This is a genomic window from Niastella koreensis GR20-10 (assembly GCF_000246855.1).
Taxonomy (GTDB): domain Bacteria; phylum Bacteroidota; class Bacteroidia; order Chitinophagales; family Chitinophagaceae; genus Niastella; species Niastella koreensis.
On the sequence record NC_016609.1, the window covers coordinates 3,740,140 to 3,756,501 of the forward strand.

At 46.0% G+C, this 16,362-nt stretch carries 11 protein-coding genes and 1 tRNA gene; 5 read left to right on the plus strand and 7 right to left on the minus strand.

From position 1 onward, the window contains the following. Positions 1 to 6: 6 nt before the first annotated feature. Positions 7 to 438, minus strand: a complete 432-nt coding sequence (locus tag NIAKO_RS14600; RefSeq protein ID WP_014219216.1) for a CBS domain-containing protein — start codon at positions 436 to 438, stop codon at positions 7 to 9. A 284-nt stretch (positions 439 to 722) separates the two neighbouring features. On the opposite strand from NIAKO_RS14600, the gene NIAKO_RS14605 reads away from it, so the two are divergent. From NIAKO_RS14605 to NIAKO_RS14620, 4 genes are all read left to right on the plus strand, one after another. Beyond that, entirely contained in the window at positions 723 to 1,286 is a 564-nt protein-coding gene (locus NIAKO_RS14605; RefSeq protein WP_014219217.1) for an RNA polymerase sigma factor, read from the plus strand. Between the two features lie 229 nt (positions 1,287 to 1,515). Further along, a complete protein-coding gene (locus tag NIAKO_RS14610) occupies positions 1,516 to 2,589 on the plus strand; it encodes a FecR family protein (RefSeq protein WP_014219218.1) in 1,074 nt (357 codons plus the stop codon). Between the two features lie 151 nt (positions 2,590 to 2,740). Further along, entirely contained in the window at positions 2,741 to 6,280 is a 3,540-nt protein-coding gene (locus NIAKO_RS14615; protein ID WP_014219219.1) for a SusC/RagA family TonB-linked outer membrane protein, read from the plus strand. 45 nt (positions 6,281 to 6,325) lie between these two features. Continuing rightward, on the plus strand, positions 6,326 to 8,206 hold the full coding sequence (locus NIAKO_RS14620) for a RagB/SusD family nutrient uptake outer membrane protein (RefSeq protein ID WP_014219220.1): 1,881 nt from the start codon (positions 6,326 to 6,328) through the stop codon (positions 8,204 to 8,206). A gap of 64 nt (positions 8,207 to 8,270) precedes the next feature. Here the strand turns inward: NIAKO_RS14620 and NIAKO_RS14625 are convergent, their stop codons facing one another. The 5 genes from NIAKO_RS14625 to NIAKO_RS14645 form a co-directional block, all read right to left on the minus strand. Then, positions 8,271 to 8,780, minus strand: a complete 510-nt coding sequence (locus NIAKO_RS14625) for an anthrone oxygenase family protein (RefSeq protein ID WP_014219221.1) — start codon at positions 8,778 to 8,780, stop codon at positions 8,271 to 8,273. Between the two features lie 14 nt (positions 8,781 to 8,794). Next, positions 8,795 to 9,778: a hypothetical protein gene (locus NIAKO_RS14630; RefSeq protein ID WP_014219222.1), complete on the minus strand. Its 984-nt coding sequence runs from the start codon at positions 9,776 to 9,778 to the stop codon at positions 8,795 to 8,797. 77 nt (positions 9,779 to 9,855) lie between these two features. Continuing rightward, entirely contained in the window at positions 9,856 to 10,482 is a 627-nt protein-coding gene (locus NIAKO_RS14635) for a hypothetical protein (protein ID WP_014219223.1), read from the minus strand. 87 nt (positions 10,483 to 10,569) lie between these two features. Continuing rightward, the gene (locus NIAKO_RS14640; protein WP_014219224.1) at positions 10,570 to 11,193 is read right to left on the minus strand and encodes a hypothetical protein; all 624 of its coding nucleotides are present in this window, start codon (positions 11,191 to 11,193) and stop codon (positions 10,570 to 10,572) included. 35 nt (positions 11,194 to 11,228) lie between these two features. Next, a complete protein-coding gene (locus NIAKO_RS14645) occupies positions 11,229 to 12,053 on the minus strand; it encodes a helix-turn-helix domain-containing protein (protein WP_014219225.1) in 825 nt (274 codons plus the stop codon). 182 nt (positions 12,054 to 12,235) lie between these two features. On the opposite strand from NIAKO_RS14645, the gene NIAKO_RS14650 reads away from it, so the two are divergent. Next, positions 12,236 to 12,313, plus strand: a tRNA-Val gene (locus NIAKO_RS14650). Positions 12,314 to 13,064: 751 nt separating this feature from the next. On the opposite strand, the gene NIAKO_RS14655 is transcribed toward NIAKO_RS14650, so the two are convergent. Continuing rightward, positions 13,065 to 16,334: a T9SS type B sorting domain-containing protein gene (locus NIAKO_RS14655; protein WP_014219226.1), complete on the minus strand. Its 3,270-nt coding sequence runs from the start codon at positions 16,332 to 16,334 to the stop codon at positions 13,065 to 13,067. Positions 16,335 to 16,362 lie beyond the last annotated feature (28 nt).

The following is a 16,362-nucleotide window of genomic DNA, read 5'->3' on the forward strand; positions in this document are numbered from 1 at the left end:
AGTTGCTTAGCTACAGATGTACTGTTCGAGATTTTGAATGATGAAGTCTTTCCGATCGATGATATGCTTTACCAGGTCACCGATTGAAATGAGTCCAACCAGTTCATTGTCATCGAGCACAGGTAAATGACGGATATGTTTATCGGTCATTAATTGCATGCAGTAGTCAATCTTGGTATCGGGAGTTACAAACACCGGGCTTTCGGTCATAATGTCCATTACCCTGGTCTCTTTTGAGGATCTTCCTTTTAATATTACTTTGCGGGCGTAGTCACGTTCTGTAAAAATACCATCCAGTTTACCACATTCTTCCAAAACTACCAGGGAACCGAGATTTTTCGATTCCAGTGTTTCTAAAGCTTCGTATACGGAGCTCTCCGGATTTACCGTGTATACTACATGTCCTTTAATTTGCAGTATATCTCTTACCGTATCCATGGTAATAGTTTTAAGAGCTATTTATACTGTTAAGTTATTCAATTTTTATTAAATAAAAAATTAATCCACAAACGGTAAAAAAAGGCTACAAGGAAAAGTTGACCGGGTTAACCAGTTGACCAGTTAACCAGGCAGGTTTGCTGAATATAATGGCAGGCAATAAAACCTGACAGCAATCAACCTCCTTGGTCAACGCCCATTTATATTTTTAGCAAAATCGTTTTTAGTCTGCCAAAAAACACATACATTCAAAGTAAATTAATACCAAAAACCGATCCTGTAGTATGTGTGCCGCCTCTTCCTCACATATTGAAAATGAAATTTCCCTTCAACGGGATGGCATAGCCGCCTTTGAAATACTGTACAAAAAATACTGGTATCAACTGTATTGCATAGCGGTTAAATACAGCGGTTCCGCACCTGATGCAGAAGAGCTGGTGCAAAACCTGTTTGAAAAAATCTGGCGCAACCGCGCTTCACTACAGGTGAAAAACTGGGGTGCCTTTCTTACCGTTTCCCTGCGAAACATGGTGATCGATTTTCATCGCAGGCAATCGCAGAAAAACAAATTCCTCAAAAATTACCACCCACATGCAGCCATCCACTCCATGGAAGAAGAACTGGACCAGGAACAACTACTGGTGCTTATCGAAAATCACCTGCACGAACTGCCGGAAAAAACACAAACCATTTTCAAACTCAGCCGGTACGAACATAAATCGGTAAAGGAAATTGCCGGGCATATGCAGCTCACCGAAAAAGCCGTTGAATACCATATCACCCGGTCGATCAAACTCCTGCGCCAGCACCTGCGTAATTATCTGAACACCTGGTTTACGTTGTTTTAGTGGAATAGCTGCAAGCCGCAAGCTGCAAGCAAATACAGGGCTGAAAGCCGAAAGGTTAAAGCCAAAAGCAAATACAGCTTTAAGCGGTAAGCCATAAGCAATATACCGCTGCGCGGAAACCCCGACTCGTAGGGGGCAGGCTAAACAGAGAACTGAAAACTTTAAACAAAAAACTTACAACTTCTTTAGGGATCGCTCCCCTCCTCACGTCATATATAAAACACCGGAATTGAGCCAGACGAACTTTGATCGCTTATTACAAAAGTATCTTGCAGGCGAATGCACTGACGAAGAAGAAAAGCTGGTGCTTGCGTGGTACGAAAGAATGGTGCATAACAGTGACCTGCATTTGTCTGATGCCGACAAATCGTTGATAGAAGCCAGGATGTGGCAGGCCATTCATACTAACCTGCAGCCATTGCCGGAAGAGGCAGCATCAACGAAAACAAGACCGCTTGCGGCACGCACCTGGTTTAAGGTAAGCGCAGCCGCAACTATAGCGGGATTAATAACCACCGTTGTTTTGTTGTACCGGCATCAATCAGGTTACAACCAGTCCCTGGCGGCAATACCCGGCAAAGCCGGCTACGACAGCGTGGTGAATACAACCGCTACCGATCGCAGGATGCAACTGGCAGATGGCACCCGGATCACGATGCAACCCGGCGCAATCGTGTACTATCCCCCGGCTTTTACCCGCAATACCCGGGAAGTAATCTTAACAGGCAGTGCATTTTTTAACGTATATCATAACCCGGCGAAACACTTTAAAGTGCATTTAAACAATGGGTTGACAACGGAGGTACTGGGAACCAGTTTTCATATCACGCAGCAAACAGGCAGGAATACAGAAGTAGCGGTGGTAACCGGAAAAGTGTGGGTATACCGGCAGCCTGAACACCAGGAGCATACTGCGCTGGACAGTGCCGCTGGCATCCTGCTGACGCGTAATAAAAAAGTAACTTATAATGCCGCTTCAGACGTGCTGATCACCGGCATTGTTGACGATCCGAAACCCCTGCCCAAAACAACCCCGTCACCTGGCGCCAACGTTCATACCGCCGGGCCTTCGCTCAATTTTGAAGAAGCCCTGTTACACGAGGTATTACAATCATTGAGCGAGGTGTATGGCATAGAGATTAAACCCGAAACCGAGCAACTGGGTAAGCGCCACTTTACCGGCGACATTTCAAAGTATAGCCTTTTTTCGCAGCTGGATTATATCTGTAAAACAACACAAACTTCTTACGAGATAACCGGCTCGCAAATAATCATAAAAGATACCAGAACTGGCAATCCATAACAGGAACATTATTATTCATCACTAAATCTGTTAAACCGCAATACCAGGTGCCCCGCGGTATGTGTTGCGCTGCATAATGCGGCGGGGCCTGCTATTGCATTCATTAAACCAACAACTGCAAACCACTTTATTGTTCTAAAAAGTATTTACTATGAGAAAAAAACGATTGCATTACCTGATCGTTGCCCGGCTCCTATTGTGGCAACTGGCGCTTATCATTGCCTGCAGCAATACTGTGCAGGCCAATGCACAAAACATCCTGGAGAAAAAGATCAACCTGAACCTGGAACAGGTAGAAGTAAAAAAACTCCTGCGGGAAATTCAACACCAAACGGGCGTGGCCTTTATTTACAGCAGCGATATCATTAACCTGAACAAAAAAGTTTCCTGCAAACTGGTCAACAGGAAACTCGCCGAACTGTTCACCACGGTACTGTCACCCATTGGCATTTACTTCAACGTTATTGACGAAAAACAGATCTTACTCTACAACGCGCCTGCAGGTCAAAAAAAAACAGTTGAGCTGATTACACCCGATAATACACCTTCCCCGCCACTAACGGTCAGCGGCCAGGTGCTAAACGATAAAGGAATGCCATTGCCCGGCGTATCGGTAATGGTGCGCGGGGCCTCTACAGGCACTACAACGGATAAGGACGGGCGCTTTTCCATGACGGTGCCTTATGCGGAAGCAACCATCGTATTTTCCTTTATTGGTTACCAGTCGCAGGATGTTACCCTGCAGGGCCGCACTGCGCTGGCCGTTACCTTAAAAGAAGATGCGCAAAACCTGAAAGATGTAGTAGTGGTTGGTTATGGTACGCAAAAGAAAATGACCGTAACCGGCGCGGTGGCGGCCATTTCATCCCGGGAACTGCAACAAAGCCCCACAGCCAATTTAACCAATGCCCTTGCCGGCCGGCTGCCCGGCCTGAATGTAAACCAGTTTGCCGGCGGTGAACCGGGAGTAGACATCAGCGATATTTACATTCGCGGCATTGGCACCTATGGCAATGCCCGGCCCATTGTGATCGTGGACGGGGTAGAACGCTCCTTAAACTATTTAAGCGCCGATGAAATTGAAAGTTTCACCATTCTCAAAGACGCCTCGGCAACCGCCGTATTTGGGGTACGCGGCGCTAATGGCGTGGTGGTAATTACTACCAAACGCGGGAAAGCTTCTGAAAAAGCTTCGCTTAATTTCAAGATCTCCGATGGCATCAATACCCCTATTCATTTTCCCAAATACCTTGGTTCTGCCGATTATGCCACTTTATTCAATGAGGCCAAAATAAATGACAATCCCGGCGTATCGCCTTCCACCCTGAACCTGTTCACTCCTGAGCAAATTGATAATCTGCGCCACGCCAAAGGCGACAATTCCGACGGTTTGGGTTACAATATCGATTATTTCGATTATGCCTTTAAACCCGGCATTCAACAGGATTACAGCTTAACCATCCAGGGCGGCAGCAACCGGGCCCGGTATTTTATCATGGGCAATTATTTTCAACAGAACGGGAACTATAAACAAACCGTGAACGATGCCTATAAAACACAGGCCATTTTTAAACGGTATAATTTCAGGTCGAATATCGATGTAGACATCACCAACTCCCTGTATGCTTCGTTGATCCTGGGCGCCCGCATCACCGACCGGAACGCACCCGGCACTACCGCCAACCGGGTTATTGAAATTGCCAATACCCAACCGCCTATTTATCCAATCGTATTGGAAAGCAACGACAATCCCGGCAATAAAGCCTATAACGTCAAATTTCCCAACGGCATGTTATTCGGCACCCAAACCTATCGTTTTAATTTGCTGGGTGAATTGTCAAAAACCGGTTATCTCGATCAGCGCGACAACTACCTCGACGGTTCCTTTATTATGGGTTATAAACTGGATGCGCTCACAAAGGGATTGAAGCTGGAAGGCATGTTTTCGTACGACCGCCAGGGTGGTTACTGGATCACCCGGTCGGTACCTACAGAATCGCAGGGTTACCGGGTTTATCCCGGCTATGCTACTTTTTATCCCAGCGATGGCGTTGATGTGTTCATGAAAGCCGGTCATTATGCCGGGGTGTACAGCAGTCCGCGCCGCACTACCGACAATACGCTGGGGAATAGCTATTCCCGCGATGATGATGTGGGCCGTACTTATTATCAGCTCAGACTTGACTATGTAAGATCATTCGGCAAACACAATGTATCGGGTCTGGTGCTGGCCAACCGCTCTATCAGAATAAAAAATAATGAAGTGCCATTCTGTTACCAGGGCATCTCCGGCCGGATTACCTATAATTACGACCAGCGTTTCCTGGTTGAAATCGACATGGGTTATAATGGCTCGGAGAACTTCGCCCCGGGCCGTCGCTATGGTAAATTCCCCGCCGCTTCCGTGGGCTGGGTAGTGACCAATGAAAAATTCATGCAGACAACCCAGAGTTGGTTGAATATGTTGAAGCTGAGAGGTTCCTATGGGTTGGTAGGCAACGACCAGGCAAGCGCCAACCCCAGCGATAACCGGTTTGGTTACCTGCAGTTCTATAACAATTCAGGCGATGCCTATAATTTCGGCACCCAAAACAACAACAATCCCGGCGGCATCCGCCCGGGCCGTTTAGCCAACCCGGCGCTAACCTGGGAAAAAGCGCGCAAGATCAATGCAGGCGTCGATATGGAATTTATGAACCGCCGGCTTACGGTTACGGTTGACCTGTTTCATGAACACCGGTATGATATCATTACCGATCTCAGTGGGGCCGACAAACAGGGCTTTCCTTCACTCGTAGGCACCAGTGCGCCCTTGCTCAATGCCGGCATTGTAAACAACAAGGGAATTGATTTTGAAGTAACCTGGAGCGATAAAATAGGCAACTATTTTACCTACACCGTACGGCCAAACTTCTCCTATGCCCGCAATAAGATCATTTACCAGCGCGAGGTGGTACGGATCTATCCCTGGCAATACCGCACCGGCCTGCCGGTTGGACAACCGTTCGTATACATCTTTAATGGACTTATCAATAGTCAGAAAGAAGCAGACGAGCTGAATCAAATGAATAATGGTACCGGGTTTCAGAAGTGGGGAACCGTATTACCCGGTGATGTAAAATATGTTGACATCGATGGCGATGGCCAGATCACCGATCTGAACGACCGGATCGCAAAAGGCTATCCGCGGGTACCAGAGATCCAGTATGGCATTCCCATCAGCTGCCGGTATAAATCTTTTGACCTCAGCATCCTGCTGCAGGGCGCTACCCATACTTCTTTATTACTCGGCGGGCCGGCCACCTATGATTTTCCGGTTTACCAGAACGATGAGGTTGGAAAGGTAAAACCCATGCACCTGCAGCGCTGGACACCGGCAACAGCCGCAACGGCTACCTATCCCGCCCTGCATTACGGCAAATACGATAATAACAAACAATATAACAGCAGTCTTTTCTTATACAACGCAAAATACCTGCGGTTAAAAAACTTTGAAGTTGGTTATTACCTGCCCGCCAAATGGATGAAGCGTGCCGGTCTGCAACGGACCCGGCTATATGTTCAGGGTATGAATATGATCACCTTCGACAAACTCAAAACAGTGGATGTTGATCCTGAAACCAACGATGCTAATGGCAACTGGTATCCGATTATGAAAGTGATAAATTTTGGGATAGATATTACCCTGTAGAAATAAGAAATGACGAATGAGAAATTAGAAAGTAAATGCTTTATTATGAACACCAGAATCATAACTCCATATATAATAATACTTGGATTGCTGTTTACAGCATGCAAGAAAGATTTTCTCGATCGCAAACCTGATGACCAGATGACCGAGCAACAGGTTTTTGCCGATTATGAAAAAGTAAACAAACTGATCACCGACCTGTACGGCGACCTGCACTCCCGGTCGCGGGGCCTGGCGTTCCTGGCGGATTTTTCGCTGAGCGCCATTACGGATGAATGCCGCGGATCAACCGTGGAGAACGGGCAATCGCGCACATTCAATACCGGCGGGTGGAACCCTTATGATCAACCGGGAAATGGTTATAAATGGGCTGATATTTATTCCACCATCCGGATCGCCAACCTGATCTTAACCGGAATAAGAAAATACAGTACGCCGGATAACCCGCTTAATACGGGTGACCTGAACATCCGGATAGGTGAAACCTTTTTCATGCGGGCCTACTACCATTATCTGGCAGCCCGTTTGTATGGCGAGATCCCCTATATAGACCACCTGGTTGATCCAAACGCCGATCTGGCCATACCGCAGGAAACGTTTCACAGCCTGGCAGATAAGATCTGCGCCGATTGCGATTCGGCCATAGCCTTGTTACCAATAAACCAAACCGACCCGCAATTTGCCCGGGCTGAAAAGGGCACTGCCCTTGCGTTAAAAGCCATCGTACGCTGGATGGCCGCTACCCCACTCTATAATGGCGGCGCATTGCCCAATGATACCCGCATTGGCGCCAGCAGTTACGGCACCCGGAATAACCAACGTTGGGAAGCAGCACGCGATGCTGCGAAAGCGGTGCTTGACCTGAAATCAGAAAACGGGCAGCCGCGTTACAGCCTGTATACGAATTATGGGCCCAACGATTTTGTTTCGGGCAGCAACAACAAAGTATATACCCGGTTATTTCAGCTATACTATGATTTCAATGCGTTTAAAACGGAAGCCATTTTCATGAACATGAACGATAAATACGAAGCCTGGCAGGGTGATAATTATCCTCCGTCAGAAGGCGGTGGCTCGCGTCAGCAACCCGTACAGGAACAGGTTGACGAATATGAATACATTGCCCCTGATGGTTATGGTTATCCCGTTTACGATGCCCGGGCCGTGAGTGATGGCTACGACGATGCCAACCCCTACGAAGGCATTCAACGCGATCCCCGGTTTTACCGCGATGTTATATATGATGGCGCCACCTTTCGCAATTCGGTAAAGAATACGGCCACCGGTTCCGACAAAATAGGCGCTACCAATTCCACCACCACCGGTTATTTTCTACGAAAATTTTACCGGGAAGATTACCGGCCCGGCAATGGCGTTGGCTTTCAGATCCACTTTCCGCTTATCCGGTTACCAGAGATCATGCTTATTTATGCAGAAGCATTGAATGAAACCGGCGGTTCTGCCGACGACATCATCAACCTGCTCAATACCATCAGGCAGCGATCATTTATGGCGCCGGTTCCACCCACCATAAAAGGCGATAAAGTAAAAATGAATGAATACATTCAGCGGGAACGCCGGGTTGAATTATTTTATGAGAACAAACGCTGGTTCACGTCCCGTTTATACCTGGAACCCAGCAGCGCCACCCAACTGGCGCGGGAACAGGCCTGGCAGGCAGCTGGTGGCGATAACGATACCCGCTCCCAAAAATACTGGCCCTATCCTAAATGCCAGCGCATGGTGAATGGCATGAAACCGGTTGAAGATCCCAATGGAAAAATAAATATCGCCGGGAAGAAATACAGTATGCAACGCTTTTATGTAGCCGCCTGGGTGTTTGTGTCGCCCACGCATTTCTTCTTTCCCATTATGCAGGATGAACTTACAAAAGACCCAGCATTAAAACAGGCTCCCGGCTGGTAAAATGTTTCATACGCAGTCTGTTGGTTATACCAAAGATCAGGGCTCTCCGATAAATCGGAGGGCCTTATTCTATTTTAGTAGCATCCTGCTTAATAATACAGGCCAGCAATACCAGGATCAAAGCAATCACATTCGCAATTGTTCTAACAGCATGCAACTGGTTCCAGGGGTTTTCAAACTGTGTCCGGTACTGACTCAACGTTTCAGCGGAAGCAGATTTCAGTTGACAGGCATCCAGCATATTATTCAAAGGAACATTCCCGAAGATGGTTACGCCAAACGTTCCTGCGCCATACGCAATGGTAGCGCCCAGTAATAAATAAAAACGAAGTGGCGCTGAAGAATTGTACTGCAGCCAGGTACAAAGCGGCAACAAAAACAACGTACCTATAAAGCTCATAAAGAAAACCGGGTTTAAGATCTCCCGGTTGATCGATTGCATGGCCGAAAGGTAATTGGCATCAGTGACCTTACCCAGCCCCGGAATTACCGAACAGGACCAGGAATAAAAGAGACCGGCAATAAGCGCTGTTGTAAAAGCAGTGGCCAATAAAGTGATGTTTGCGAAAGTCATGGGATGAGATTTTGTTATTGTAATTGAAAATATTGTTTTATTAAAGCAAGGGCAGCCGAATCAACAACAGTAGTACCGGTACGCGGCATGCGGCCCCTGGCCATCAAACTCACTATGCGGTTGCGCTTTTCAGTAATCCGGGTTGCATCCAACGGCATATCCCAGGCAAAGCGCACCACAGAGCGGGCGCAGGACCCGGCATCGCTGTGGCAATGCGCACAATTAACATCCAGGTAAGCCCGTACCCGGTCCTGAATACTATACTTTTCATTTTGCCAGACAGGTAAAGTGGAGCACTGTTGCGGATTTACGTCATTCATAACACCCGCTTCATGCAGGTATTGTAACTGGTTAATGGGGTGGCCATTCCGCACAACGGGAATATTCAGGTTCCGCACTTTGAGCCCAATAGGCATAAGGGTATTATTTGCATTGTGGCAGGAGGCGCAATCCCGCGTGCCCGGAATGCGATAGGAAATTTTTCTCGTAGTAGCTTTTTCATCGATCCAGCTAACAGGCGTATTTGATCCGCTGGTGGCCAATGTGGCCCCGGTTTGTTCCGGATTCCATACATAGGTACCAGCAACCCACTGGTTGTTATTTTTAATCAGCAGACGGGTCTCGATGAGGCGTTTGCCTTTTGCGGGCGCTCTTTTATCGTTGAAGTAGTAAAAGGTTTTAACCAGGATGGTTCCATTGGGGAATTGTGGCAGGCCATCATTCACCGCAGTAATGGCTGTACCTGCCGGCACTTTGATAAGCCGTTGTTTTTCGGTATAATCAGTAAACAGCCCGGTAGCCAGTTCGTACAACTGAAACCCATTACCAGGAATAAGCGCCTGCGGATTGCCTGAGAAAATATTATAATCTGACAGTTTGGGCAGCAACAGCGCCGAAGTGTTGGCGTCTATACCGCCATAGGCGGGACTTACAGACAAATACGCCATTCCCGCAATGACAGCAATAAAAAAGGTGACAACAGATATAATCCGGTTCATAATACATTCGATTATTATTGAACTCAAAATTATATCCGGTCACCAGGGGAAAATAGAACAAAACCGACACGGGGCGGTTACTGGTATTTTACCTCTTTAATTTCAGTAAACTTAAATTTACCATCAGCACCAATTTTGGCTGTTTTTACTCTTGCATAATTACGTATAGTTGTGGTGTCAGGACCGTTGTCATCGCACTTACATTCTTTTATGGAATCAGCTGAATAAACAGACAGATCTTTATTAACGATCACGGTTTCATTACAGTCAAAACAGCAGTCAGGGCCGCATCCACCCACTCCTATATTATCCTCAGAGATCAACACTCCTTGCTTGGTTAAAGTTGTTAGCATCGGCACCTCTTCGTCTGCAGGCAGCAACCAGATGATTTTATAATTGTTGGCAGTATCGGGCAATAAACCGTATGCATACCTACCCTCTGTCCCAAACCCCTCACAGCACTTAACATAATTGCTGTCTGCCCCTTGCAATTGAGGCAGGTTCTCATAATCAGCTGTGGAAGTGAATTTGATCGTCAATGGCAGCTGCAACATCCTGAACTTACCAATAAAAGCTTTGAAATGAGGATCTACAGGCGTTTCGGCCGGCACAGATCCACTGGTTGCTTGCTTGTTTTCCGCAGCAGGCTTTGAATTACAGGCTGCAAAAAGTAAAACTACTAATAGTACAGGGGTTATTTTCATATTGTTTAGGGATTATAATCAACCGGATGTTCGTTTACCCGGCATAGTTCGCACAAAATAAGCAAATACACAACTCAACCCGCTAAATTAACTGGCAGGTAAATGTTGTTCTGAAAACCTTATAAAATTCCAGCCCTTGTCTTTTATTAACTGTACAAGATTTTTGTGAATATGGACTCCTACCCGCCCGGTCCCGTTCATGCCGGCACAAACCTCGGTAATCAGATACCCGTTATCCAACTCAATCCATGCTTTTTCATTGGTGCCAAAAAACAGGACATCGGTAATGGTGCTGTCCTTAATGTATTTACACTTGTTTTCTATATAATCAGCTTTATACGATTGGATTTTTTTAATGATCTTCCTCATGGCAACAGGCTTCTCTCCATACAACAGAAAATTCTGAACCCGTTGCCAAAAGCTGTAGGTTACAACGGTTACTTCTTTTTTGGTTTCCGGTATGGGTTTGCCATCTTTATCAAGGTGATAGAATGCTATATCTGACAGGTCCTTAAATAAACTGACCGCTTTATCGCTCAACTCCCCGGGATATACTTCTTTGTCAGTTTTATAATGATCAAACGGGAATTCTATAATGAGGTTATTATCGAGCTCAATAACGCATTCCCCATAATCCACGCCATAGTATTCGTATTCTACCCATTGATAAATATTGGTAATCTTTTTTCCAATCAATTCATGGAGTTGCATAATGCTGTAATTCTTAAATTTATTCGCAATGGGGATTATTCCTTATTATGAGCAGGGAAATTCTCTGCCACTTCTTTCAGTTGCTTATGATAATCGAATGGCGAAACTCCGGTAAATTCTTTAAAAGAGCGAATAAAATGCGATTGATCGGCATAACCGTTCTCGTAAGCGATATCAGATAATTTATCGTAGTTATTTTTACGCAGCTGGTTCAGCGATTCCTGGAAACGACAAATGCGCGAAAACAGTTTGGCAGAAATGCCGATGGATTGTTTGAACCGTCTTTCCAGGGTACGTTCAGACAATTGCAACTGTTTTTGAAGTTCGGCAAAAGAAACTTCTCCTTTGCCACGCGCGATCTCCGAAATGGCGAAACAGGTAATGGAGTCCCGCTTTTCAGGGTGCTGTTCAGCAGCTTTCAACAGGCTGGCCGAGATCAGGTTGATCTGTTCTTCAATGCCGGTGGCCGTCAGCAGCTCATCCTGCAATACCTTTTCTTTTTTATGTTGCACCAATCCCAGGTCAACACAGGAGCCTGTCAATTCATGCGCATCGATGCCGAATACCGATTGCAGGGCATGTGGTTGCAAACAAATGCCCACTGTACTCACTTTGCCGGTCAGCACCATTTTGGCCGGTTGAATGGTTTGTCCGTACAGGAAAATGCTGGCTAATTTTTTGTTGTCTTCTTCCAGGAAGAAAGTGCCTTTATCTGGCTGCTGGTACATAATGCCAGGGCATCCATCTGCGAGCGGACTAAATGTTACAGTGGAATCGGTAGCACCATTATTCTCCAGTACCCAGAAGTACCTGACGAAGGGCTTTAAATTTTCGGGAGGAAGAATAATACGATAGTTCATTTTAAATAGGCAGGTTACTGCAATTTATTGAAAAAAATATTCATTATCAATGCAAAAAAATTTGGTAAAAATACAACAACCCTTATCTTTGCACTCCCAAAACGGAATAAGGGTAACAAGAAAAGAGAGGAAGTAAAGTTTTGGGAAAGAAATAGTTAGAAGTTAACCAAAAAGTTTATAAAGGGAGTTTAGCTCAGTTGGTTCAGAGCATCTGCCTTACAAGCAGAGGGTCGGCGGTTCGAGCCCGTCAACTCCCACCAAGGAAGGGTTCACAGATTTGTGGACCTTTTTTTATGCCTTTCAAAGTCTACATATTATATTCTTCTACACGCGACCGTTATTACGTGGGGCACACCGGCGATGATTTGGATCAAGTGAAAAAATCGGGGGATTTGAAGAGGTATGTGCAAATATTGTTGTTGCGAACTTTTCAGCAAAAATTCCATACTTCTCCCATAGAATGACTGATTTTTCTAATCTTATTGTAAACGTTCGGGCAAAAGTTGCGAACTTCTGCCATTGTTGCGAACTTTTCGACATAAGTTGCTTATTATACCGCATTTCCAACTGACTATGACTCATTAATGCTGAACATTCTGGCATTTGTTGCGAATTTGAGGCTATTTGCACAACTTCAGAGCACAAGTAGCGTACCTGGAGCCTTTACTTTTAAACATTGGCGCAAAAGTTTAAGATCTACAGTAAAAGGTTGGTTACTTACGCATCAAAGTTCGCTACTTACGCATCAAAGTTCGAAATTGATGACTTATTTAGAAATATTGATGACTTATATCAGGCTGCGAATATAGTGGGGTACTGAGAACAGAGAGTGAAACGTTTGGCCGGCATATCCGGCCTGGGAAGGCTCTTCTAAATCCCCCAATTGTTCAATCTGATCCCCTCCGACCTACAGTCGGGAGGGCCGGTCCCCTGGCTGGCGGATCAACTGCCACCAAGGAAAAGATTCACAAATTTGTGGACCTTTTTTGATTGCCCATTTCGTTGATTCACCTACTTCACCACTACCACAAAGCCTTTCTCTCTTTTCACTTCTTCATCTTCGAGTTGCCAGATGCAGGTCCATACAAAGGTGCCAGATTGCAAACTGCCCTGAAATATTCCATCCCACCCTCTGCGCATGTCGGTGGAATGGAATACTAATTGTCCCCAGCGATTGTATACATTTAATTCATATTTGACCAGGTTGCCAAATATCAATGGTTTAAATACATCGTTCCTGCCATCGTTGTTGGGCGTAAAAGCATTGGGAATATAAACCCCTCTCATACAATCTTTGAGTGTAATTGCAATGGTGTCCCTGCCTGTACATTGGTACGGATCTTTCACTTCCAGCCAATAGGCATTCGCCTGGGTGATGGTCACTGAACTACCGGTGCTGCCCGTACTCCAATTGTAGGAAGAGAAAGTGCGCGCCGGTTTCAGCACATATTTGCTTTTGTTGCAAATAGTGGTATCTGCCGGCAGAAACTCCGTAGGAGCCGCTATCATTCTGTCTATTGTCACGGTATCTGCTCCTTTGCAACCATGCTGATCGATGACAGATACCGCATATACACCGGGTTGAGCCACTGAAATAGCTGAATCAGTGCTACCGGTACTCCAGGAATACTGACTGAAAATACCTGGATTCAACCGGCCTACCGTTCCTTCACACAAGGGGCCATCTGCTCCCAGGTTCGGTACAGGGTTCTTGAACACCTGCAATACCTGCAAAGTGTCTGCCGATTTACAGCCGTTGCCGGGGTCAGCTTTTACCCAATATTTACCAGTATTAAAAACCGTTAGCTTCCGGGCTGTGCTGCCTGTGCTCCACTGATACTGACTGAATCCGGCTCCTGCATCGAGCACAAGGCTGTCGCCGGAACAAAACGATGCATCTGCGCCTAAATTTATAGCCGTTGAATGATTTACTTTCAACATAACGGAGTCGTATACATAACAGCCGGGTGTTTTTTCGGCGCTTACATAGTACATCGTATCTATGGCAGGAGCCACGCGGATCGATTGTTTGGTAACACCATTGGTATTGTAATTGGGACGCCAATTGTAATTGAAGAAGGCTGGTGGCGCCGTAATGGCAATAGTATCTTTTTCACATATGGTCACAGTATCCACGCCAATGTCGAATGGTATTGGTGGATGTGGCTTTACCTCCAGTGTATCACGGAACGGGTTGCCGCAAGAGTCTGATACCAACACATGATAAATGCCGGGTTGAGTTACCTGTAACACGGAATCTGCCGACCCATCCTGCCACAGGTAGGTTTTATAGCCTTTATGGGCATTGAGTTGTATAGTGTTGCCCGGGCAGATAACTGTATCTTTTCCAAGGTAGACCTGGCCATTTGAACGGCGCACACTTACTTTGACAGAATCAGTGAGCAAAGTGCAACCTGGTATGCTGCCATATAACTTGAATTCGCCGGGATCTTTGAAATTAAACAGGTACATGGAGTCATTCAGTATCTTGAACGACTGTACCAATGATGTATCATATTTCAGGAAAGGGCTGGCGCCACATTCAGGATTTTTTCGGGCAGTAAGGATGAGGCTACCAGACACACAAATAGTATCGGCAGAAGGCACGAGTGAAAATGTGTCACAATGCGAGACCTGGCGGCAGGCAGGTAATTCATAAGGCACTGTGTTCCAGGTGACCAATGTTTTGTTGGTACTTTCATAAAGATCATTGGATACAATAGACCTGATCCCGTAATTGACAGGAACAACCTTGTACGGCTCTGTATATGTACCGAAATCATCCCACCCCAGACAATTGGATGCAGTATCGGAAATATGGAGGTTGAGGAACTCAATTTTATTGATGTTCGAAATGGAATCTCCCAGCAATTTTATGATCAGGTCGCTGCCATCTCCGAGGCGGAGTGCTGCATTTTCATTGGGCATGCCTTCACCTAAATAATACCTGCGCCGTTGCTTCAATATCTGTCCATTTTTAAACTGTACGTAATATACATTGGCGGTGTAACCACTGATTCCCTCTAACATGCTGAATACACCCGATCCATCCTTGAAAACCTGGATCACTGTATTATAACTATTGCTGGAATATGGATTCCGGAAGGAATAAGCCTGAACAAAATTGCCCGAAGGGTCTAATTCTACCACACCGGCATGATACATATCTGCAGTATCGGTAGCACCCCAGCGATAATACTTATACTGTGGGCCGTAAAGTGCATAATTGCCGTTGTTCAGTTTTGTTACTCCATCCGCATTTAGAAAACCTACATAGCCATTGGAATTAGTTGCATCTAACGGTTGAAAAAATCTGGTTGCGATCGTATCCCCCGTGTTCTTATTGATCCTGTACATACTGATGCCAGTTCCACCGGTGGTATAGCTTGAAAATGAAACGAGTTCCTGGGATGTTATATCGAAGCCAATAGGCCTGTCAAAAATAGCTCCCCAGGTATTATAGTATTTGCTCCAGGCAACCGCGCCATTGGAAATATTGAATTTAGTAATATTATAGCCATCAGACCAGTGTGGGCTGGACAGGAAGATGTCTCCCGTATAAGGGTCCTGATTTATATCCTGTATATAAAAATAGTCACCACTGCCGCTTGTGCCCACCTGCCACACCTTTGATCTATATGTTTTACTCCAGATAATATTGCCGGTATTATCTGTGTGGGTAATGATCACATCATTATTTTGAGTGACCGGGTTATTGGTACCGCCTGCCAGCAGAAAAGAGCCGTCCTGCAGCTCAAGCGACCTGTAATAATTGATATAACCGTAGGACCGGTGATTAACACTATCGTATAACCGGTTCCATTGCAGGGTGCCGGTATCTGTGCACTTCATTAGAAATCCACCACTACCATAAGGGGGATTGCGGCTCGCCCACTCTCCGCTTATCAGCACATTGCCATCTGCCAGCATCTGCGAATTGGTAACATAATAGGTCATGGTATCTTCCTGCATAAAATAACGCCCTGAGGTATCAAAACATACGGTGGCCAATGAACGTGAGGAACGTGCAGACTGCCCTATAGTTTGCACAGGCTGTTGCCGAAGCTGCAGGGCTGATCTTTTGAAGGAGGCTGGGAGGTTAGCTGCGGGGGGTAATGGAGGGCGGCTGTTTTGATTTCCCTGGAAATGGATCAACTGCATCCGGTGAAGGGAATCCGTTACTCTTGTATAGTCAGCAGGGGGTATTGGAGTTTGCGCCAGCGCGCCACAATAGATTAATAACAGAAGTACGGTATACAGGACCGGTTTTCTCGGGTTCATTTTTTGGAGGGGTTCAATAGGTAAATCG